The sequence below is a fragment of the Bradyrhizobium sp. Arg237L genome, assembly GCF_029990105.1.
GTDB lineage: Bacteria > Pseudomonadota > Alphaproteobacteria > Rhizobiales > Xanthobacteraceae > Bradyrhizobium.
In genome coordinates this window covers 25,044-45,602 of the sequence record NZ_JAQMIL010000059.1, presented here as the reverse complement: position 1 = coordinate 45,602, position 20,559 = coordinate 25,044, and the positions used below count along the sequence as shown (strand labels likewise).

18 protein-coding genes are annotated in these 20,559 nt (G+C 64.4%); 7 read left to right on the top strand and 11 right to left on the bottom strand.

What is annotated here, in order from left to right; translation table 11 throughout:
- Nucleotides 1-22: 22 nt before the first annotated feature.
- The 3 genes from argJ to OZ411_RS30140 form a co-directional block, all read right to left on the bottom strand.
- The gene (gene argJ / locus OZ411_RS30150; RefSeq protein ID WP_282530872.1) at nt 23-1,282 is read right to left on the bottom strand and encodes a bifunctional glutamate N-acetyltransferase/amino-acid acetyltransferase ArgJ; all 1,260 of its coding nucleotides are present in this window, start codon (nt 1,280-1,282) and stop codon (nt 23-25) included.
- A gap of 225 nt (nt 1,283-1,507) precedes the next feature.
- Nucleotides 1,508-2,446: a peptidylprolyl isomerase gene (locus OZ411_RS30145; protein ID WP_282530871.1), complete on the bottom strand. Its 939-nt coding sequence runs from the start codon at nt 2,444-2,446 to the stop codon at nt 1,508-1,510.
- 169 nt (nt 2,447-2,615) lie between these two features.
- The gene (locus tag OZ411_RS30140; RefSeq protein ID WP_282530870.1) at nt 2,616-2,762 is read right to left on the bottom strand and encodes a hypothetical protein; all 147 of its coding nucleotides are present in this window, start codon (nt 2,760-2,762) and stop codon (nt 2,616-2,618) included.
- 35 nt (nt 2,763-2,797) lie between these two features.
- On the opposite strand from OZ411_RS30140, the gene secA reads away from it, so the two are divergent.
- On the top strand, nt 2,798-5,635 hold the full coding sequence (secA, locus tag OZ411_RS30135) for a preprotein translocase subunit SecA (RefSeq protein ID WP_282530869.1): 2,838 nt from the start codon (nt 2,798-2,800) through the stop codon (nt 5,633-5,635).
- 965 nt (nt 5,636-6,600) lie between these two features.
- Here secA and OZ411_RS30130 read toward each other — a convergent pair.
- The 4 genes from OZ411_RS30130 to OZ411_RS30115 all read right to left on the bottom strand — a co-directional run bounded on the left by OZ411_RS30130 (nt 6,601) and on the right by OZ411_RS30115 (nt 10,673).
- Nucleotides 6,601-8,145, bottom strand: a complete 1,545-nt coding sequence (locus OZ411_RS30130; RefSeq protein WP_130577685.1) for a murein L,D-transpeptidase family protein — start codon at nt 8,143-8,145, stop codon at nt 6,601-6,603.
- A gap of 228 nt (nt 8,146-8,373) precedes the next feature.
- Nucleotides 8,374-9,336 carry an acetyl-CoA carboxylase carboxyltransferase subunit alpha gene (locus OZ411_RS30125; protein WP_130577686.1) on the bottom strand — a complete coding sequence of 321 codons (963 nt, stop codon included), beginning with the start codon at nt 9,334-9,336 and terminating at the stop codon, nt 8,374-8,376.
- A gap of 211 nt (nt 9,337-9,547) precedes the next feature.
- Nucleotides 9,548-10,510, bottom strand: coding sequence for a site-specific tyrosine recombinase XerD (xerD, locus tag OZ411_RS30120; RefSeq protein WP_282530868.1), 963 nt, complete (start codon nt 10,508-10,510; stop codon nt 9,548-9,550).
- Between the two features lie 16 nt (nt 10,511-10,526).
- Nucleotides 10,527-10,673 (bottom strand): histidine kinase, encoded by a 147-nt coding sequence (locus tag OZ411_RS30115; RefSeq protein WP_130577688.1) that lies wholly within the window; start codon nt 10,671-10,673, stop codon nt 10,527-10,529.
- Nucleotides 10,674-10,813: 140 nt separating this feature from the next.
- Here OZ411_RS30115 and OZ411_RS30110 point away from each other — a divergent pair, with 140 nt between their 5' ends.
- From OZ411_RS30110 to OZ411_RS30100, 3 genes are all read left to right on the top strand, one after another.
- The gene (locus tag OZ411_RS30110) at nt 10,814-11,443 is read left to right on the top strand and encodes a shikimate kinase (RefSeq protein WP_282530867.1); all 630 of its coding nucleotides are present in this window, start codon (nt 10,814-10,816) and stop codon (nt 11,441-11,443) included.
- Complete coding sequence (aroB, locus tag OZ411_RS30105; RefSeq protein ID WP_282530866.1) at nt 11,440-12,585, top strand: 3-dehydroquinate synthase; 1,146 nt, start codon at nt 11,440-11,442, stop codon at nt 12,583-12,585. Before OZ411_RS30110 ends, aroB begins: the two co-directional genes overlap by 4 nt.
- 79 nt (nt 12,586-12,664) lie before the next feature.
- Nucleotides 12,665-13,972, top strand: coding sequence for an HlyC/CorC family transporter (locus OZ411_RS30100; RefSeq protein WP_130577691.1), 1,308 nt, complete (start codon nt 12,665-12,667; stop codon nt 13,970-13,972).
- A gap of 187 nt (nt 13,973-14,159) precedes the next feature.
- On the opposite strand, the gene OZ411_RS30095 is transcribed toward OZ411_RS30100, so the two are convergent.
- Nucleotides 14,160-14,606 (bottom strand): hypothetical protein, encoded by a 447-nt coding sequence (locus tag OZ411_RS30095; RefSeq protein WP_282530865.1) that lies wholly within the window; start codon nt 14,604-14,606, stop codon nt 14,160-14,162.
- A gap of 177 nt (nt 14,607-14,783) precedes the next feature.
- Entirely contained in the window at nt 14,784-15,059 is a 276-nt protein-coding gene (locus tag OZ411_RS30090) for a BolA family protein (RefSeq protein WP_282530884.1), read from the bottom strand.
- Between the two features lie 109 nt (nt 15,060-15,168).
- Here OZ411_RS30090 and OZ411_RS30085 point away from each other — a divergent pair, with 109 nt between their 5' ends.
- A complete protein-coding gene (locus OZ411_RS30085) occupies nt 15,169-15,819 on the top strand; it encodes a DnaJ domain-containing protein (RefSeq protein ID WP_130577693.1) in 651 nt (216 codons plus the stop codon).
- Between the two features lie 177 nt (nt 15,820-15,996).
- On the opposite strand, the gene OZ411_RS30080 is transcribed toward OZ411_RS30085, so the two are convergent.
- Entirely contained in the window at nt 15,997-17,091 is a 1,095-nt protein-coding gene (locus OZ411_RS30080; protein ID WP_282530864.1) for a citrate synthase/methylcitrate synthase, read from the bottom strand.
- 73 nt (nt 17,092-17,164) lie between these two features.
- Here OZ411_RS30080 and OZ411_RS30075 point away from each other — a divergent pair, with 73 nt between their 5' ends.
- Nucleotides 17,165-18,388, top strand: coding sequence for a citrate synthase family protein (locus OZ411_RS30075; protein ID WP_282530863.1), 1,224 nt, complete (start codon nt 17,165-17,167; stop codon nt 18,386-18,388).
- A 126-nt stretch (nt 18,389-18,514) separates the two neighbouring features.
- Here the strand turns inward: OZ411_RS30075 and OZ411_RS30070 are convergent, their stop codons facing one another.
- Entirely contained in the window at nt 18,515-19,174 is a 660-nt protein-coding gene (locus OZ411_RS30070; RefSeq protein ID WP_282530862.1) for a DedA family protein, read from the bottom strand.
- Nucleotides 19,175-19,456: 282 nt separating this feature from the next.
- Here OZ411_RS30070 and cobS point away from each other — a divergent pair, with 282 nt between their 5' ends.
- A complete protein-coding gene (cobS, locus tag OZ411_RS30065; RefSeq protein ID WP_130577697.1) occupies nt 19,457-20,455 on the top strand; it encodes a cobaltochelatase subunit CobS in 999 nt (332 codons plus the stop codon).
- Nucleotides 20,456-20,559: the final 104 nt, after the last annotated feature.

Genomic DNA, 20,559 nt, shown 5'->3' with positions numbered 1-20,559 from the left:
CCACCCTACGGAATCACTGATGTCACGACCGATAATCGCCGTTGATCGCGACATATTCCTTGGTGAGATCGCAGGTCAGCACGCGGTCGCGGCCCTTGCCGAGGCCGAGGTTGACCTTGATCTGGATCTTCGGCTGCTTCATCGCCTGCGAGACTTCCGGCTCGTTGTAGGAGGGATCGCGCGCGCCGCTCTTGGCGACGCGGATGCCGTTGAAGGAAATCGAGAGCTTGTCGCGGTTGGCCGGCTCGCCGGCCTTGCCGACCGCCATCACCACGCGGCCCCAATTGGCGTCCTCGCCGGCGATCGCGGTCTTCACCAGCGGCGAGTTCGCCACCGACATCGCGATCTTGCGCGCCGACGCCTTGGTGGTCGCGCCATCGACGATGATCTCGACCAGTTTCCGCGCGCCTTCGCCGTCACGCGCCACCTGTTCGGCGAGGTCGGCGAGCACATCGCGGAACGCTTTCGTAAACGCTTTCAGCCGCGGATCGCTGGCGCGGCTGATCTTCGGCGCGCCATCGGCGGCGGCGGTGCCGGTCGCGAACGCCAATAGCGTGTCCGACGTCGAGGTGTCGCCGTCGATGGTGACGGCATTGAAGGTGTCCTCGACCCCGCTCTTCAGGAGCTGTTGCAGCGCGGCTGAGGACAGCGGCGCGTCGGTGAAGATGAAGGAGAGCATCGTCGCCATGTCGGGTGCGATCATGCCGGCGCCCTTGGCCATGCCGTTGATCGTGACCTTGGCCTTGCCGAGCTTGACGGTCGCGGTCGCGACCTTCGGGAAGGTGTCGGTGGTCATGATCGCCTTCGCAGCGCTCATCCAGTCATCGGGCCCAGCTTGTTTGGCCAGCGTCGCCAGCACCCCGTCGAACTTGGTCGCATCGAGCGGCTCGCCGATCACGCCGGTGGAAGCCAGGAACACCTCATTGACGCCGCAGCCGACCGCCTTGGCGGCGATCTGCGCGGTCAGCGCGGTCGACTGCTTGCCGGTCTTGCCGGTGAAGGCATTGGCATTGCCGGAATTGACCACCAGCGCGCGAGCAAATCCTCCCTTAGTAGGTCCGCCCTTGCCAAGCTTGGCGCGGCACCATTCCACCGGCGCCGAGGGGCACTTGGACTTGGTGAAAACGCCGGCGACGGTGGTGCCCTTCTCCATCACCGCGAGCAGCACATCGGTGCGCCCCTTGTAGCGGATGCCCGCTGCCGCCGTCGCAAGCCTGACGCCCGCAATCGCGGGCAAATCGGGAACGTCTGTCGGGGCGAGAGGAGAAACGGCGGTGGACATGGAGAGCTTCCGGCTTCGAGGAGGGAAGCGCTCTGTATCATCTCAATTGTCGGAGCGGGAGAGGGGACGCGACACGATCACCCACAGTCGTCCCGGCGAAGGCCGGGACCCATACCGCGTGATCCATCTATCTTGCGTGGAGGCTCGTTGCCCCTCACCAACTCAGGCTGGTGGTTATGGGTCCCGGCCTTCGTCGGGACGACCACCTAACTACTTCTCGCCCGACTATTTCTTCGCCGGCGGTGCCATCTTGGAGTCGGACGGCTTGGCGGCCGGGGCCGTTGCGTCCGGCTTGCTGTCGCTCTTGGCGGTCTCTTCCGGCTTGTCCATGCGCTCGATCTTGGCGGCCTCGCGCAGCTTGGCGACGTAGTCGGCCTGCGCCTTGCGGGTCACATAGGTCTCGATCTGGCTCTTGACCTGGTCGAACGGCGGCGCGGTGCGGTTGCGCTTTTCCTCGACCTTGATGATGTGCCAGCCGAATTGCGACTTCACGGGATCGGAGATCTTGCCCGGCTCGAGCGAAAAGGCGACGGCGGAAAATTCCGGCACCATCTGCTCCTTGGTGAAGAAGCCGAGATCGCCGCCATCGGAGGCGCCGGGATCCTTGGACTTCTTCTTGGCGAGTTCGGCGAAATCGGCGCCCTTCGCGAGCTCGGCCTTGATCGCCTTGGCCTCGTCCTCGGTCTCAACCAGGATGTGGCGGGCATGCACTTCCTGTTCGCCGGTGATCTGCTTGGAGGCCTCCTCATAGACCTTCTTCATGGCGTCGTCGGTGGTCGCGGCCTTGCCCTCGCTGGCAAGCAGGCTGTCCATCAGGAGCCGGTTGCGGGTGAAGGCGATACGCTTCTTGAACTCGTCAGTATTGTCGACCTTCTTGTCCTCGGCGGCCTTGGCGACGATCTTCATGTCGATCAGGAAGGCCAGGAGGTTATCCTTCCGCGTCGCCGGGTCCATCTGCTGCAGGCTCGGCCCGAGTTCCTCTTCGGCAATCGCCACATCGCTCTGGCGGATCTCCTGCCCGTTGACCTTGGCAAGCACCGGGTTGGCATCCTCGGCGCGGACCGGCAGGCCAAAGGCGAGAACGGCAGCGATCGAGCCGGCCACGGCCAGTGACGCAAGGCCGACACGCAAGCCGGGTTTCATTTCCGCGAACGAGGTGGTCATGCAAAATCCTTAACTTGTCTCGAACAGGGGGAACTTCTCTTGAGCGGGCGGACACTCGCCCAATCAAGCCGCCTTGGCAACGCGAAAAGTCTGACAAAATGATGAATTCCTTGACATCCTGCCGAGCGTTGACAACCCCCGGAGCGGGCCATATCTCTGGCCCATCGTGTCAATGGCGATAGCGCTCATTTTGCTTACGTTTTTGGCCGTTGAACCTTGGATTGCTTGCTTCCCACTTAATTGGCGGATCGGGCCCCAGGTTGGGGCCGTTGCCGGGGTGCGTCACGGTGAGTTGATAGACGATCGGCTGCACCACGCTCCGGTTGCAACGCAGAAGAACAGGAACTACGCATGATCGGCGCGCTCGCCCGCAAATTGTTCGGCTCCGCCAACGACCGGCGGGTGAAGGGATACCAGTCCCGCGTCAACGCCATCAACGCATTGGAGTCCGAACTCGCAAAGCTTTCGGACGAGGCGTTGAAGGCCCGCACCGCCGAATTCCGGCAGGAATTGGCGAACGGCAAGACGCTCGACGACCTTCTGGTTCCTGCGTTCGCCACCGTCCGCGAGGCCGCCAAGCGCACCCTCGGCCAGCGCCATTTCGATGTGCAGCTGATCGGCGGCATGGTGCTGCATGAGGGCGACATCGCCGAGATGAAGACCGGCGAAGGCAAGACGCTGGTGGCAACACTCGCGGTCTATCTCAACGCGCTCGCCGGCAAGGGCGTCCACGTCGTCACCGTCAACGATTACCTCGCCCGCCGTGACTCCGGCTGGATGGGCCAGATCTATTCCTTCCTCGGGATGAGCACCGGCGTGATCGTCCACGGGCTCGACGATGCCGAGCGCAAGACGGCCTATGCTTGCGATATCACCTACGGCACCAATAACGAATACGGTTTCGACTACCTCCGCGACAACATGAAGTACCGCCTGGAGGACATGGTCCAGCGCGGGCACTATTACGCCATCGTCGACGAAGTCGACTCGATCCTGATCGACGAGGCGCGGACGCCGCTGATCATCTCCGGCCCGCTCGACGACCGCTCGGATTTCTACAACACCATCGACACGTTCTTTCCCCAGCTCGACAAGACGGACTACGACGTCGACGAGAAGCAGCGCACGGTGACGCTGACCGAAGGCGGCATGGAAAAGCTCGAAGGGTTGCTGCGCGATGCCGGCCAGCTCAAGGGCGAGTCGCTCTACGACGTCGAGAACGTCTCGGTCGTCCACCACGTCAACCAGGCGCTGCGCGCACATACGCTGTTCACCCGCGACAAGGACTACATCGTCCGCGACGGCGAGGTTGTCATCATCGACGAGTTCACCGGACGCATGATGCCGGGCCGCCGCTACTCGGAAGGCCTGCACCAGGCGCTGGAAGCCAAAGAGCACGTCCAGGTCCAGCCGGAGAACCAGACGCTCGCATCCATCACCTTCCAGAACTATTTCCGGATGTACGAGAAGCTGGCAGGCATGACCGGCACGGCCGCGACCGAGGCCGACGAATTGTTCGACATCTACAAGCTCGAGGTCCTGGAGATCCCGACCAACCTGCCGGTGGCGCGCCTCGACGAGGACGACGAGGTCTATCGCACGCAGAACGAAAAATACGCAGCGATCCTCGCCGAGATCGAACGCGCCAACAAGCGACTGCAGCCGGTCCTGGTCGGCACCGCCTCGATCGAGAAGTCGGAAGTGCTGGCCGAGTACCTGCGCAAGCACGGCTACAAGCAGATCGACTTCAGCAATCACGGCGCGCTCGACAAGCTCTATGCCGCTGCGCGCGCCGGCAAGCCGGCGAAACAGTTCGCGGTCTTGAACGCGCGTTTCCACGAGCAGGAAGCCTATATCGTCGCCGAAGCCGGCGTGCCCGGCGCGATCACGATCGCGACCAACATGGCCGGCCGCGGTACCGACATCAAGCTCGGCGGTTCGCTCGACATGCGGATCCAGCAGGAGACGGCCGCCATCGCCGATGAAGCCGAGAAGGCGAAGAAGATCGAGCAGATCAAGGCCGACATCGAGCGCTTCCGCGAGATCGTCTTGAAGGCCGAGGAGGTCGTCGAGGTCGAGCCCGCCAAGGGCAGCAAGCCGGCGAAGACGGTGACCAAGCCAGGCGGCCTCTACATCATCGGCTCCGAACGGCATGAATCCCGCCGCATCGACAACCAGCTCCGCGGCCGCTCCGGCCGCCAGGGCGACCCCGGCCGCTCGAAATTCTTCCTGTCGCTGGAAGACGATCTGATGCGCATCTTCGGGTCCGACCGGCTCGACAGCATGCTGACCCGGCTCGGCCTGAAAGAGGGCGAGGCGATCATCCATCCCTGGATCAACAAGGCGCTGGAAAAGGCGCAGCAGAAGGTCGAAGCGCGCAACTTCGACATCCGCAAGAACCTGCTCAAATTCGACAACGTCCAGAACGACCAGCGCAAGGTGATCTTCGATCAGCGCGTCGAACTGATGAAGGACGAGAGTGTCGCCGAGACCGTCACCGACATGCGCCACGCCTTCATCGAGGATCTGGTGGCCAAGCACATCCCCGAGCACGCCTATGCCGAGCAGTGGGATGCGGCGGGGCTGAAGGACGAATTGAAGCGCGTGCTTGATGTCGACCTGCCGGTCGACGAATGGGCCAAGGAAGAGGGCATCGCCGACGAGGAATTGCTGGCGCGGATCGAGAAGCATGTCGACGAGCGCATGGCGGCCAAGGTCGCGCAATGGGGTCCCGACGTGATGCGCTACGTCGAGAAGACGATCCTGTTGCAGACGCTCGACCATCTCTGGCGCGAGCACCTGATCATGCTCGATCATCTGCGCCAGGTGATCGGCCTGCGCGGCTATGGCCAGCGCGATCCGCTGCAGGAGTACAAGACGGAAGCCTTCAACCTCTTCCAGGAGATGAGCTCGCATCTGCGCGAGGCCGTCACCGCGCAATTGATGCGGGTCGAGATCATCCCGCCGGAGGAGCAGCAGCCGGTGCTGCCGGCGATGGAAGTGCACAAGCTCGATCCCAACACCGGCGAGGACGAGATGTCCTTCGCCAACGCCTCGCTGGTGCCGAAGGCCGCCCCCTCCGACCGCGATCCCAACAACCCCGCCACCTGGGGCAAGGTCGGCCGCAACGAGGATTGCCCCTGCGGAAGCGGCAAGAAGTACAAGCACTGCCACGGCAGGTACGCGTGAGATGAGCTGCCCGTAAGCGGGCAGGGTACTCCTCTCCGTCATTGCGAGCCAACGGGTCGCGCGAACGCGCGCCCGACGACAGGCTCCGCGAAGCAATCCATAGCGCCGCAAGTGGAGACGTGGATTGCTTCGCGGAGCCTGTCATCGGGCGGCGCTACCGCGCCGACCCGGTGGCTCGCAATGACGATGTGGCTACTTCGGGCGCGACAAATCAACCCGACGGGCAAATCAGCAAAAGTCTGTCCAGCCCTCGCGCAAAAAACATTCCACTTCCGTCGTCGGGCAAATCAGTGATTTAACTCCGCGCGTCTCACGGCGGATGAGGGGCGGGTCGCGATCGTCACGAACGTTGCGGTGAGATGCGGTGGACGAGAGTGTCACGACTGACGAGCGTGGCGCTCACGGACGGCGAAGTCGTGTGGTCCTGGCGCCCCGACGCTGGCGCTAAGTCCTGGGGGATGGAAACATCCCTTGGGGTGACGGTGGCAAGAAAGCCCGGTCACCGGGGAGAGCACGAAGGAAGCCGTAACACCATCGCGCAGGGAAAGCCGGAATGCTTCGGTTGACCTGTGGTCCTACCCCCGTGCTTTTTGTTGCACGGGGCCCACGGGTGCAACCGGCACCCGGCTTTCCCTGCGCCCTCCGCTCAATGAGAGGGTGAAACGAACGCAAAGCTCGGACGCAAAGCGCCGCGAGAATGTGGACTCACATCCGCCGTTTGAATCCGACGTAGGATGGGTAGAGCGAAGCGAAACCCATCATTCGCGCAGCTTGCTCCCAAAGCTGATGGGTTTCGCTGCGCTCTACCCATCCTACGGAATCGCTGTTTGACATTTGAATCAGAACTCTCCGCACGTCATTGCGAGCGCAGCGAAGCAATCCATCGCGCCGCTTGCCGAGGCATGGATTGCTTCGCTGCGCTCGCAATGACGACAGAGGAAGCGCTGGCCCTCGCGGCGCCGCGCCTACTTCATCGCTCCGAAGCGGCCGTCGAAGGAGTTCGGCTGCACGATCGGCTGCGAGCCGGAGAGTTGCGTGTCCTTGGCGGCCGGCGCGGCTGCGGCGGTCGAGGTCGCCGGCGCATCGGTGACGGTCGGCTTGAGCGTCGGCTTGACGGCGGCGAGCTTGGTGTCGGGCTTCGGTGCGACGCGAACGACCGATTGCGGCTTGGTCTGAGCAGCCTTGATCTCAACAGCCTTGGCGTCGGCAGCCCTGGCCTCGACCGCCTTCGGCTTCGCGGCCGCCGCGGGTGCGGAGGGCGGCACGCTGGTGGCGGCGGCGTTGGCGTCGGCCGTGGCGCCGATCCCGACCTTGCGGGCGATGCTGGAGAAGAAGCCTTCCGACTGCTCGCCTGACTGCGTCGCGGGCGTCGCGGAAGCGACCTTGGTCGACGAGGTCGATGACGTCGATGAGGTCGACGACACCGCCACCACCGGCTCTTCGGGCTGCGCCAGGTTCGGCTTCGGCGGATTGACGGTGGATGGGATCGTGCCGGGCGCACGCGCCAACTGCAGCGACGCCAGGCTCTGGCTGTCGCCGCCCTCGGAGAGGCCGGTACTGCCCTCCGGCAGCTTGGAGGCAAAGATCTTGTTCATGCCGCCATCGATGCCGGTGTTCATCCGCGCCACTGGCGTGCCCTTGGAGATCAGCTTGGCGACTTCGGCCGCCTCCTGCTGCTGCCTCTCGCGCACGGCGCTCGCGATTTCGTCCGGGATCACATAGGCAGGGCACTTGGCGGACGCATCGAATGCCGGATCGCGGGTAGCGCCCGCAGGTTTGGCGGCGTCGAAGACATATTTCCTCTCGCAGAAGTCGACCTTCGGCTCCTGCTTCGTCACCTCGAAATGGTCGTAGCCTTCCTTGATCATCTTCCAGAAAGGCATGTTCGGGTTGTTGCGGTGCTTGGCCATGTTCACCGGCGTCATCCGGAACGGATAGGCCTGCAACTGGAATGCCTTCTGGCCGCCAAAGAAGGACTCGCGGCCGAGCGAATAGATCTCCGCGATCTGCTCGTCGGTCATCGCGTAGCAGCCGCGCGAGGAGCAGTCGCCATGCACCATCAACTGCGAGCCGGTGCGGCCGAGCGCCTTGTCGAAGGCGTTGGGATAGCCGGTGTTGAAGGAGAGATAGTAGGCCGATTGCGGGTTCATCTGGCCGGGGCTGATCGTATAGAAGCCCTCCGGCGCCTGGCGGTCGCCCTCGCGGATCTTCGGGCCCAGATCGCCGGACCAGCGGCAGATCGGATAGGTCTTCAGCAGCGCGAACCTGCCGGAGCGGTCCTGCTTCCAGACTTCGAGCTCGGCTTCCTGCTTGAACAGGCGGACCAGGATCGGCGACTGCAGATCCATGTCCTTTTCGGCAATCGCCGCGACCAGCTTCGGCGGCACCGGCTGGTTGGCCTTGGCATTCGATGCGAGTGAGATGTCGTCGCTATTGCAACCGGCGAGCAATACAGCGGCCGCAAGGGCAGCCGAGGCCAGAAGCGCGCGAACCAGCGTGCGGTGATTCAAGTCCAAGCTCCACACCCACCAGGCATTTCGGGCAACCCCAAGTCAGCCTTTATGCCTTGAAGCGATCGTTAAAATACTAACCTTTGGACTTCCCACCCGCAACCTGAACGGGGTCCGGCGGGCCGGAACCATGACAGGCATGGTCAAGCAAGGGTTAAAAACCCGCCTCTAGGCCGAATTGCGGCCAAACTGGCCGACCTGGAGCAAAATGCCGCGATTTGCGGCCAGCTAGGCGAGCTTGCGGCCGATATCGAGAAACTTCTGGCGGCGCTGCTTGCGGATCGCGTCCGCATCAAGATTTCGTAGGTCGTCGAAGGCCTGCGCGATGGCATCGCCGGTGGACGCGATCATGGCGGCGGGATCGCGATGGGCGCCGCCCGGCGGCTCCTTCAGGATCTGGTCGATCACGCCGAATCGCAGCATGTCCTGGGCGGTGATCTTCATGCTGTTGGCGGCTTCCTGCGCCTTGGTGCCGTCCCGCCACAGGATCGAGGATGCCGCCTCCGGCGAGATCACGCTGTAGATCGCGTGCTCCATCATCAGGACGCGGTTGGCCGTGGTGATCGCGATCGCGCCGCCCGACATGCCCTCGCCGGTAATGATCGCGACATTGGGGACGCCCAGCGACAGGCAGGCGTCGGTCGAGCGCGCAATCGCTTCGGCCTGTCCGCGCTCCTCCGCGCCGATGCCGGGATAGGCGCCGGCCGAATCGACGAGGGAGAGTACCGGGATGCCGAAACGGTCGGCCATTTCCATCAGCCGGACCGCCTTGCGGTAGCCTTCGGGCCGCGCCATGCCGAAATTGTGCTTGATCCGGCTCTCGGTGGAGGCGCCCTTCTCCTGGCCGATCACGCAGATGCTCTCGCCGCGGAAGCGGCCGAAGCCGCCGAGCAGGGCTTCGTCGTCGGCGAATTTGCGGTCGCCAGCCAGCGGCGTGAATTCGGTGATGAGCGCGCTGACGAAATCGGTGAGATGCGGCCGCTGCGGGTGCCGGGCCACCAGCGTCTTCTGCCAGGGCGTCAGATTGGCATAAAGGTCGGCCAGCGCCTGGCCGGCCTTCTCCTCGATCCGCGCGATCTCGTCGCCGATGTCGCTGCCGGACGCCGCCAGCGCGCGCAATTCGTCGATCTTGGATTCAAGCTCGGCGACGGGTTTTTCGAAGTCGAGGTAACTGCGCATCTGATCCGGCATTACGGCAATATAGGAAGGAACCTGGCGGGCGGCGAAGCGGGTCTGGGGTCTCGAAGAGAAGTTTTGTATCTTCAATAAGTTAACACGCAGCCTAAGCCGAGGCGCGTGGGCTGACCGCAAGCGGTGACGCTCTTTCCTGTGAGAAGCCGCCGAAGTCAAGGCGTAACCCGTAGCCCGGATGGAGCGAAGCGTAATCCGGGGATCGACCGGGCTAAGCCTTCTCCGCCAGCGGATGCAGGTCGCGCACCAGGCTCTTCAGCCGCTCCTCGACCACATGGGTATAGATCTGGGTGGTGGAGATGTCGGTGTGGCCGAGCAGGGTCTGGACGATCCGCAGGTCCGCGCCGTTGTGCAGGAGGTGGCTGGCAAAAGCATGCCGCAGCACGTGCGGGGAAACGAGCCGCGGCGCCAGGCCGGAAGCCGCCGCCAATTCCTTGAGATCGCGGGCAAAGTGTTGCCGTGTCAAATGACCGCTCTCGCCGAAGGAGGGAAACAGCCATTTCGACGGCGCGGCCTTCTTTTCCGGCTTCATGACCTGCATCGCCGTGAGATAATCGGCCATCGCCTGCCGCGAAGCCTCGTTCAGCGGCACCAGCCGCTCCTTGTTGCCCTTGCCGCGCACCACGATCATGCGGGCATCGCGCCGCGCCGCCGATAGCGGCAGCGAGACCAGTTCGGAGACGCGCAAGCCGGTGGCGTACAGCACCTCGAGCAGGCAATGGAGCCGGAGCGCGCGCAGCCGCTGCGCCGGCGTCGTGTCGGTCTGCGTGAGTTCCTTCGCCCGGGTCAGCATGCGGTCGACGTCGGCGATCGACAGCACCTTGGGCAGGCCGCGGCCGCGCTTCGGGCCAGAGAGGATCGCGGCAGGATCGTCGCTGCGGATGCGCTCGTTGAGCAGGAATCGGAACAGATGCCGCATCGAGGAAAGCCGGCGGGCGACGCTGGTTGATTTGAACCCGCGCGTGTCGAGGTCGGCGAGGTAGTCGCGCAGCGTCTGGGTGTCCGCGCCGGCAAAGCTCTTGCCGGCATGGGTGAGGAATTCGAAGAGGTCCTCGAGGTCGCGACGATAGGCGTCGAGCGTGTTCTCGCCCGCGCCCTGTTCGGCCGCGAGCATGTCGAGGAACAGGCTGATCAGCCCGGCATCTGATGTGCTGGAACGTGTCTTGGAACGCATCCCCGAATCATAGCGGCTATTTCTTGAGGAACTTATCCGGCGGGATCGTCACCGTCATTTCCCGCGGTTTCGGGGTCACGAAATTGGCCAGCGCGAAGATGATCCCGTAGCCGATCCCGCCGATCACGGCGACGACCGTCAGGAAGCGGAACAGGCTCGGCATATCGAAGGCTCGGGCGGCGAATTAACCATCGGCATCATCCACCATGTTCCCTCAGCCGTTGCAAGACTCTGGCAACGGTATCGGCGGGGGTAGTATAGGTGACCGGAATGCCGCAAATTCGCCGAGAGACCGAGCTTTAGATGCCAGACAGCGCTCCACCGCTACCTGCGCTCCCGTCCCTGGAGGCCGACATCCTGGCCGCGCTGGGGTCGAGGTCGATCGTGCTGGTGGGCATGATGGGCGCCGGCAAATCGACCATCGGCCGGCGGCTGGCCGCGCGGCTGAGGCTATCCTTCACCGATGCCGACACCGAGATCGAGGCGGCGGCGGGCATGTCGATCCCGGAGATTTTCGAAACCCATGGCGAGGCCTATTTCAGGGATGGCGAGGCGCGGGTAATCGCGCGCCTGCTTAGCGACGGGCCGGCAGTGCTCGCCACCGGCGGCGGCGCGTTCATGCGTGAGGAGACCCGCAACTGCATCCGTGCCAAGGCAATCTCGCTCTGGCTGCGCGCCGATGCCGATGTCATCATGCGCCGGGTGCGGCGCCGTGCGGACCGCCCGCTGTTGCAGACCGCGGATCCCGAGGGGACGGTCAACCGTCTGCTCGGCGAGCGCGAGCCGGTCTACCGGAGCGCTGACCTGACGATTTCGTCGCGCGACGTGCCGCATGACCGGATCGTCGAAGAGTGCCTCGAAGCGTTGCATACCCATCTCTGTGGCAGCGGCACGGCACAACCGGCAACCAACGGAATTAGCATCCCATCATGACTGCGCCACTGAAACATTCTGATACCATCACCGTCGATGTCGCGCTCGGCGACCGCGCCTACGACATCGTGATCGGGCGCGAGGTGCTGCCGTCGCTCGGGCCGCGCATTGCGGCGCTCCGCCCGGGTACGCGCACCGCCATCGTCACCGACCGCACCGTGGCGATGCATTGGCTGGAGCCGACCGAAGCGTCGCTTGCGGCGGCGGGCATTTCGAGTTCGCGCATCATCGTCGAGGAGGGCGAGGGCTCGAAGAGCTATGCCGGCCTGACCCAGGTCAGCGAAGCGCTGATCGCGGCCAAGATCGAGCGCAACGATCTCGTGATCGCGCTCGGCGGCGGCGTGGTTGGCGATCTCGCGGGCTTTGCCGCGGCCATCCTGCGCCGCGGCGTCGATTTCGTGCAGGTTCCGACCTCCCTGCTGGCGCAGGTCGATTCCTCGGTCGGCGGCAAGACGGGGATCAACTCGCCGCAGGGCAAGAACCTGATCGGCGCCTTCCACCAGCCGGTGCTTGTCGTCGCCGATACGGCCGTGCTCGACACGCTGTCGCCGCGTCAGTTCCGTGCCGGCTATGCGGAGGTCGCCAAATATGGCGTGCTTGGCGATGAGGCTTTCTTCGCCTGGCTGGAAGCCAGTCACGCCGACATCTTCTCGGGCGGCGCGGCGCGCGAGCACGCGATCGCAACCTCGTGCCGCGCCAAGGCCGCGATCGTCTCGCGCGACGAACGCGAGACCGGCGAGCGCGCGCTGCTCAATCTCGGCCACACGTTCGGTCACGCGCTGGAAGCGGCGACGGGCTTTTCCGACCGGCTGTTCCACGGCGAAGGCGTTGCCATCGGCATGACGCTGGCGGCAGAATTTTCCGCTTCCCTCGGCATGATCGCGCAAGCGGACGCGGCGCGCGTGAAACGCCACCTCGCCGCGGTGGGATTGCCGACCCGGCTGCAGGATATCGGCGGCTTCGCCCAGGAAGGACTGGCCGATGCCGACGCGCTGATGGCGCTGATGGCGCAGGACAAGAAGGTCAAGCGCGGCAAGCTGACTTTCATTCTGCTGGAAGCCGTCGGCCGCGCGGTGATCGCGCGCGACGTCGAACCTGCGCCGGTGCGTGACTTTCTGAAGGCAAAATTGGCCGAGAATTAAGAGCATGATCCGGAAAAGTGGGAACCGGTTTTCCGAAGAGATCATGCCCAAGACAAAGACGCTGCTCGGATGACGTAGCTTGACCTGGGTTTCGTTCGCAATCGTCGTCGTCTGCCTGTTGGTCTCCGCCTTTTTCGCGGCGAGCGAGACCGCGCTGACCGGCGCTTCGCGCGCCAGCATGCTGCGGCTGTCCAAGCAGGGCAACCGCGAGGCCGGCGTCGTCTCCAGCCTGTTCAACATGCGCGAGCGGCTGATCGGCGCGCTGCTGCTCGGCAACAACATCGCCAATATCGGCGCATCGGCGCTCGCAACCGGCATCCTCACCGCCTGGTTTGGCGATGTCGGCGTGCTCTATGCGACCGCGGTGATGACGGTGACGGTCGTGATCTTCGCCGAGGTGCTGCCGAAGACCATCGCGATCAACGCGCCCGACCGGATATCGCTCCTGGTGGCGCGGCCGATGAAGGTCACCGTCTATCTGCTCGGACCGTTCCTGACCGTGATCGAGTTCATCGTGCTCGCTCTGATGAAACTCTTCGGCATCAAGGTCGGCGCCAACCAGGCCATCCTGTCGCCGACCGAGCGACTGCGCGGCGCCGTCGACCTGTTGCATCATGAGGGCAAGGTCGAGAAGCTGGACCGCGACATGTTCGGCGGGCTCCTGGATCTGCGCGAGTTGCAGGTGTCGGACGTGATGGTCCATCGCACCGAAATGACCATGATCAACGCGGACCTGCCGCCGGAGGAACTCGTGCGCGAGGTGCTCGCCACCGAGTACACCCGCATTCCGCTGTGGCGCGACAAGCCCGAGAACATCATCGGGGTGCTGCACGCCAAGGATTTGCTGCGCGCCATCCGCGCCGCCGATGGCGACACGTCGAGCATCGACGTCTCCACCATCGCGCTGCCGCCCTGGTTCGTGCCGGAGATGCGGCCCGTCTCCGAGCAGCTCAAGGCGTTCCGCCGCCGCAAGACGCACTTCGCCCTCGTCGTCGACGAGTATGGCGAAGTCGAAGGCCTGGTGACACTGGAAGATATCCTGGAGGAGATCGTCGGCGACATTTCCGACGAGCACGACGTGGTGGTCGCGGGTGTTCGTGCCCAGCCCGACGGCTCCGTGGTGGTCGACGGCTCGGTGCCGATCCGCGATCTCAACCGTGCGATGGACTGGCATTTGCCAGACGAGGAAGCCACGACCGTGGCGGGTCTCGTGATCCATGAAGCGCGCTCGATTCCCGAACGCGGCCAGAGCTTCACCTTCCACGGCTTCCGCTTCCGCGTCCTGCGCCGCGAGCGCAACCGCATCACGGCACTGCGCATCACCGCGCTGCCACGCGAAGCCGAGGCCGAAGAGCCCAGGCCGAAGCGCGCGGGGACGGCGTTCTAGTCAGCTCGCGCAGCGCATATCCGCTCCATCTCCTCACCCTGAGGAGGCCGCGCAGCGGCCGTCTCGAAGGGCGAGGCCGAGGTGCCGCCGCGGAATGCGCGGAAGCGGCGGGGCCCCATCCTTCGAGACGCGCTGCGCGCTCCTCAGGATGAGGATCGGGCAGGAGGATGAGGATCAGGCAGGGCGCCTATTCAATGTCGATGGTGATGCCGGAAAGCTTCCAGGTGCCGTCGGCGGGGATGAAGGCGAGCTGATACTTCACCTGCTTCGGTGTGGTCTCGAAATGGCCCTTCAGGCGCAGCACGCCCTTGTCGTCAATCTTTGCCTCCTCGTCTGCAACGACGGGCTTTGCCACCACGGCGTCGAACACCGCGTGCTTGTCGACGAGATCCTTGAAGACGGCCTGCAGCTTCTCCGGCGGAAACTGCCCGGCGAACGGCTTTGAGAGCTTGGCGTGCAGGACCGTGAAATTATTGGCGGCGACGGCATCGCTCAGCGTCACCAGAATGCTTTTCACGAGCACTTCCTGAACGAGCGGGCTCGGCATGGCCTGTGCCGCAGCCGGTACGGGCACAGAGAGCGCCAGCATTGCCATCAGGGCCGCGGCCAATCGCAGATGTGCCCAGTGAACCATCTGACAGCCCCTCGTTACAGGTGACGATGGTGCAATGAGCCTGCCCAATTCCAATGGAACTGTCCATCGCCCAGGCAGCTATTTCTGATAAAGGAAAACAGCCGTGGCGTCTTGCGCGACGTTGATCAAAACCGCAGTTCGCTCGTGTTCTTCAGCTAAATTTCCAGGCGGCGTCCCTCAGCGCGGTCGTTCCACTGGAGCTTGCGCATGGATCGCGAGCGCATGCACGCCATCCGCGAGTTCCTGGGTGAGTGCCGCATTAATCATGCGATGGCGTTCGATCCGGCTCTTCCCTTCGAACGCTTGAGATACAATATAGACACGGAAATGCGTCTCGCCGCCTGGCCGATGCCCCGCGTGGCCCTCATGCAGATGTGATTCATCGTGGACCTCGAGGCTTTCGGGCAAGAAAGCTTCACGCAACTTGTTTATAATAACATCTCTTGTGCTCATGGCGGCGGCAATAGTTCGAAGGCTGCATTTCGTCAATGGCACATCCGAAGCAGAGGTATTCGCAATGTCAAGACTTGAAGCTTTTTGCATTGCGTAGTCAAAGTCAGTCATGGCGATCGATTCATCAAAATTCTTCGACTCCATTCGCATCAAGCCGACGAAGGTGAGTGCGAAGCGCCAGGCGCAGGCTGGCCAGGAAGCCATCACCTGCGAATGGGCCGGCTGTCAGAACAAGGGTTCGCACCGCGCGCCGAAGGGCCGCGAGAACTCGCGCGAGTATTGGCATTTCTGCCTCGACCATGTTCGCGAATACAACCAGTCCTACAATTTCTTCCAGGGCATGAATCCCGAGGCGGTGGCGCGCTACCAGAAGGATGCGCTGACCGGCCATCGCCCGACCTGGAAGATGGGCGCCAACACCAGCGCCAAGCATGGCAAGGGTAGTGCCGAGGACGATCTCGGCGGCGCCGCCGATCCCTTTAACGTGTTCTCCGAACTCAATGGCCGTGCTGGCTGGCGGCCTGGCCCCGGCGCGCAGGCCAAGCCCGAGGCGCGCAAGGTAATGAACGCCGAGCGCAAGGCACTGCAGGTGATGGGACTCTCCGCCGAGGCGACGCTCGAAGACGTCAAGGCGAAGTACAAGGCGCTGGTGAAGCAGCACCATCCCGACGCCAACGGTGGCGATCGTTCTACCGAAGACCGCCTGATCGAGATCATCAAGGCGTATAACTATCTAAAGACGGTGGTGCGCGAGGCGTAGCACACTGTCGTCCCGGGCTTGACCCGGGACCCATAATAACCACAGGATCCCGTGGTTACGGCAAAATGTCGGCCCAGTCTTAGTTACAATTCACGTCAGTCGTTATGGGTCCCGGGTCAAGCCCGGGACGACGGCGGAATTTGTGTCGCTGCTGTCGTCCCATTGACGGTCTGCGCCTCACACTTTCGGCATTGGCCCCACATAGGACGAGCTTGGCCGGATCAGCCGGCCGGTGCGCTGCTGTTCGCGCGCATGCGCGGTCCATCCCGCAGAGCGCGCCACCGCGAAGATCGGCGTGAAGGCCTGCCGCGGAATGGAAAGCGCATCGAGCAGGATCGCGGTGAAGAACTCGACATTCGTTTCCAGCGGCCGGGTCGGATTCTTCCGCCGCAGCGCCTCGCGGATGTAGGCCTCGACCTCACCGGCGAATGGCAGGTCGGCGCCTTCGGCAGCTAACCGCTCGATCGCATCCTTCAGCACATCCGCGCGGGGGTCGCGCACGCGATAGACGCGGTGGCCAAATCCCATCAGCCGCTCGCCGCGCGCCAGCGCCGCATCGACCCAGGGCCTGATGCGCTCGCGCGTCCCGATCGCATCGAGCATCTCAAGTACCGGCTCCGGCGCGCCGCCATGGAGCGGCCCGGTCAGCGCGCAATAGCCGGCGGTGACGGCCGCGAACAGGTCGGCCTGCGTCGAGGCCACCACGCGCGTCGCGAAGGTGGAGGCGTTCATGCCGTGATCGCAGACCGTGACGAGATAGGCATCCAGTGCCGCGACCTCGCGCGGCTCCGGCTTGCGGTTGAGCAGCATCGTCAGCGTATCCGCGGCGTGGCTGACATTCGGATCGGGAGCGAGCGGATCGTGGCCCTTGGCCCACTGCACCAGCGCGCCGGCGATCACCGGAAAGGCGCCGACGATCGTCGCTTCGTGCTCGAGCCCGTTTTCGGCGCGCAAGCCCGCGACCGCGGCGCGGAAGCCATCCACGATCGACATGCCGCGGGTCGCCGGCAGTAGTTCCGGCAGTCTCGCGAAGGCGCGCTCGCGCGCGGCGCCGAGCTTGGCGCGCACATTGGCCTCGCTGAGCGAGCTTCCGGTCGCCGCATTCCACAATCGCGCGGTGACGCCCTCGAAGCTCGATGTCGAGGCGAGCACACGGACGTGCTCGCCCGCGACGATGAGTTCGCCGCGCTCGCCGTCGACATGGCTGAGCACCGTTTCGGCGGCGGGAATGCCGTCCAGTCCGATCGGGCTCTTGGTCACCTGGATATTCATGGCGGATCTCCTTTCGTGATTAGGAAAGTCGATCCTCTCGACAGATTGATCAATCTTGATTAGCTTAATCAAGATGAAAAAATCCGATGGCCTTTACCTCTCCGCCCGCGAGGCAGCGGCTGAGCTCGCGATCTCTCCGGCCACGCTCTACGCCTATGTCAGCCGCGGCCTGATCCGCTCCGAGCCATCGGCGGATTCCCGCAGCCACCGTTATCGCGCTGAGGATGTGCGCGGGTTGAAGGAGCGCCGTACCCCGTCGCCGGAGCCGCGGGGCCTGCGCAGCTTCGATGCCGATCTGCCGGTGATGGACTCGGCGATCGCGACGATCACAGAGGACGGGCCGATCTACCGCGGCGTGAACTGCGTCGATCTCGCCGAGAAAGACACGCTCGAACACACGGCGACGCTGTTGTGGGACGTGACGGGCGTCGATCCCTTCGCGCCGGGCAACTGCCCGTTCGTCTCGGACGAGATGCGTGCCATCGCGGAGGCCGCGCGCCGCGCCGCACCGATCGACCGTGCCATTGCCGTGCTGGCGCTGGCCGCAAGCGCCGATCCGCGTGCCTTCACCCGCGCGCCAGACGGCCGCGCCATGGTCGGCGCGCGCATCGTCAGGCTGCTGGTTGCGACCATGCTGAACCGCGAGCCGTCGTCCGAACCGTTACATGTGCAGATCGCCGACGCCTGGGCGGGCGACAACAAGCATGCCGCCGACCTGATCCGCCGCACGTTGGTGCTGCTCGCCGATCACGAATTGAATGCCTCGACCTTCACGGCGCGCTGCGCCGCCTCGACCGGGCTCAATCTCTATGACGCCGTCATCGCCGGGCTCGCCGCGCTGAAGGGTCCGAAGCACGGCGGCGCCGGCGTATTGGCGTCACGGCTGGTGAAGACGCTCGTCGACCAGGACGTCGAACCCGTGATCCGCGAGCGTGTCGCGCTCGGCGAGCGCTTCGCCGGTTTCGGCCATGGCGTCTACCGGCGCGGCGATCCTCGTGCGCAGTCGCTGTTGGATGCGCTCGCACGCACCGGCGCCGCGCGCAAATTCACCAGGGAGGTTCCGGAGCGGATCGCGGAGGCGACCGGCGAGTTCGTCAATATCGACTATGCGCTGGCCGTGCTGGTGCACAGCCTGCGGCTTCCGGTCGGCAGCGAGCTTGCGCTGTTCGCGATGGCGCGCAGCGTCGGCTGGATCGCGCATGCCAGCGAGCAATTGCAGCACGGCCGGCTGATCCGCCCGCGCGCACGATATGTCGGGCCGGCGCCCGGACGCAGCGCGGCCGCCAAAACCATTTGAGATGCGTAGCCCGGGTGAAGCGCCAGCGTAACCCGGGACCGCCGGCGACCATTGATAGGGATGTCCCCGGTTGCGCGGAGCCTGTCATCGGGCGCGCGTTCGCGCGACCCGTTGGCTCCACCCAGGCTACGTGCCGGACTTTGCCGCTGGCTCGATCACGCCGCGCCGGCGGCGGATGATCCAGAGCACCAGCGTCAGGATCAAGGCGCCGCCGATCACCGCCAGGATCCAGATATGCTTGCCGACATGATGGTGATACGGCAGCCCGCCATACTCATGCAGCGCCGAGATCGCGAGCACGCCCGGCAGCACATGCACCGGCGCCCAGAGCAGGACCGCGGGGATATTGACGCTGTAGAAGCGCACCGGCGGCATATCCAGCGCGCCGGCGGTGAGCGGCACGAAGGCGCGGAACGGCGGCACGAAGCGCGCAAAGAACACCGCGAGCGTGCCCCAACGGTGGAAGAATGCCTCGCTCTGCTCGATCAGGCGCGGATAGCCGGACAGCGGCCATGCGCTCAGAATCTCGCGCTGGCGGCGATGGCCGATCCAGTAGGCGGAGCCGTCGCCGAGCAGGGCGCCTGCGGCGGTGGCCGCCAGCACGGGCCAGAGCTTCAGCTCGCCGCCGGGGATCAGCGCGCCCATCGCCAGGATGATGGTCGAGCCCGGCACCAGCGACCCCGCCACCGGAACCGCCTCCAGAAAGGCGGCCAAAAACAGCGTCAGATAGGCAAGCCACGCATGGGCCGAAACGAAAGTGATCAGGGGGTCGAGGAATGTGGTCACAAAATTCCCGCAGCTCACGGTCTTGCCTGACCTCCAGAGCTAACAACTCGCCGCTGGCGTGGAAAGGGATCGCGGCAGGCCCTCGCGGCAAAGTGCAGCGCGATTCGCAGGGCAGCCCTCCAAAAACCGCGTCCAGCACCTATCTTTATGAAAGGACAACGGAACTTTGATCGTGCCGCGGGCTTCTGCCGGCGGTTGCACTCTGCTAGGCTTGTGCAGAGCACCCAATCCGCAGCCAAACGAATAATCTGGTTTCGGGATTCCCGGGACCTCGGAGGACGAATGACGACCGCCGCCCAGACCACATTGGAAGACACCGTCGGCTTGCCCGACATGAAAGTATCGGTCCGGCAGGTGTTCGGCATCGATAGCGACCTTGAGGTGCCGGCCTATGCGGAAGTCGACCCGCACGTGCCGGAGGTTGATGCGGATTACCGCTTCGACCGCGCCACCACGCTCGCGATCCTCGCCGGCTTCGCCAGGAACCGCCGCGTGATGGTCACCGGCTATCACGGCACCGGCAAGTCGACCCATATCGAGCAGGTTGCAGCGCGGCTCAACTGGCCCTGCGTGCGCGTCAACCTCGACAGCCATATCAGCCGTATCGACCTGGTCGGCAAGGACTCCATCGTGGTCCGGGACGGCAAGCAGGTCACCGAGTTCCGCGACGGCATCCTGCCCTGGGCGCTGCAGCACAATGTCGCGCTGGTGTTCGACGAGTATGACGCCGGCCGGCCTGACGTGATGTTCGTGATCCAGCGCGTGCTGGAGGTCTCCGGCCGGCTGACGCTGCTCGACCAGAACAAGGTGATCAAGCCGCATCCGGCGTTCCGTCTGTTCGCGACCGCCAACACGATCGGCCTTGGCGACACGTCGGGCCTCTATCACGGCACCCAGCAGATCAACCAGGGCCAGATGGACCGCTGGTCGATCGTCACCACATTGAACTACCTCGCCCATGACGAGGAAGTCGAGATCGTGCTCGCCAAGGCGAAGCACTATCGCAGCCAGGAAGGCCGCGACATCGTCAACAAGATGGTGCGGCTCGCCGATCTCACCCGCAACGCCTTCGCCAATGGCGATCTGTCGACGGTGATGAGCCCGCGCACGGTGATCACCTGGGCGGAAAACTCCGAGATCTTCGGCGATATCGGGTTTGCCTTCCGCGTCACCTTCCTCAACAAGTGCGACGAGCTCGAGCGGCCGCTGGTGGCTGAATTCTATCAGCGCTGCTTCAATGCGGAGCTGCCCGAATCCGCTGTCAACGTAGCGCTCAGCTAAGGACCGACGATGTCGTCCCGGACAAGCGAAGCGCGATCCGGGATCTCCCGAGCGAGCGCTCGCGCTCGTCGCGATAACCCCAGGACGTGGTTGTTGCGAAGATT

Bases quoted from the DNA above. Each gene is read 5' to 3' on its own strand.
- argJ (WP_282530872.1), bottom strand. From the start codon at position 1,282: ATGTCCACCGCCGTTTCTCCTCTCGCCCCGACAGACGTTCCCGATTTG.
- OZ411_RS30145 (WP_282530871.1), bottom strand. From the start codon at position 2,446: ATGACCACCTCGTTCGCGGAAATGAAACCCGGCTTGCGTGTCGGCCTT.
- secA (WP_282530869.1), top strand. From the start codon at position 2,798: ATGATCGGCGCGCTCGCCCGCAAATTGTTCGGCTCCGCCAACGACCGG.
- OZ411_RS30125 (WP_130577686.1), bottom strand. From the start codon at position 9,336: ATGCCGGATCAGATGCGCAGTTACCTCGACTTCGAAAAACCCGTCGCC.
- xerD (WP_282530868.1), bottom strand. From the start codon at position 10,510: ATGCGTTCCAAGACACGTTCCAGCACATCAGATGCCGGGCTGATCAGC.
- OZ411_RS30115 (WP_130577688.1), bottom strand. From the start codon at position 10,673: ATGCCGAGCCTGTTCCGCTTCCTGACGGTCGTCGCCGTGATCGGCGGG.
- OZ411_RS30110 (WP_282530867.1), top strand. From the start codon at position 10,814: ATGCCAGACAGCGCTCCACCGCTACCTGCGCTCCCGTCCCTGGAGGCC.
- aroB (WP_282530866.1), top strand. From the start codon at position 11,440: ATGACTGCGCCACTGAAACATTCTGATACCATCACCGTCGATGTCGCG.
- OZ411_RS30095 (WP_282530865.1), bottom strand. From the start codon at position 14,606: ATGGTTCACTGGGCACATCTGCGATTGGCCGCGGCCCTGATGGCAATG.
- OZ411_RS30090 (WP_282530884.1), bottom strand. From the start codon at position 15,059: ATGAGCACAAGAGATGTTATTATAAACAAGTTGCGTGAAGCTTTCTTG.
- OZ411_RS30085 (WP_130577693.1), top strand. From the start codon at position 15,169: ATGGCGATCGATTCATCAAAATTCTTCGACTCCATTCGCATCAAGCCG.
- OZ411_RS30080 (WP_282530864.1), bottom strand. From the start codon at position 17,091: ATGAATATCCAGGTGACCAAGAGCCCGATCGGACTGGACGGCATTCCC.
- OZ411_RS30075 (WP_282530863.1), top strand. From the start codon at position 17,165: ATGAAAAAATCCGATGGCCTTTACCTCTCCGCCCGCGAGGCAGCGGCT.
- cobS (WP_130577697.1), top strand. From the start codon at position 19,457: ATGACGACCGCCGCCCAGACCACATTGGAAGACACCGTCGGCTTGCCC.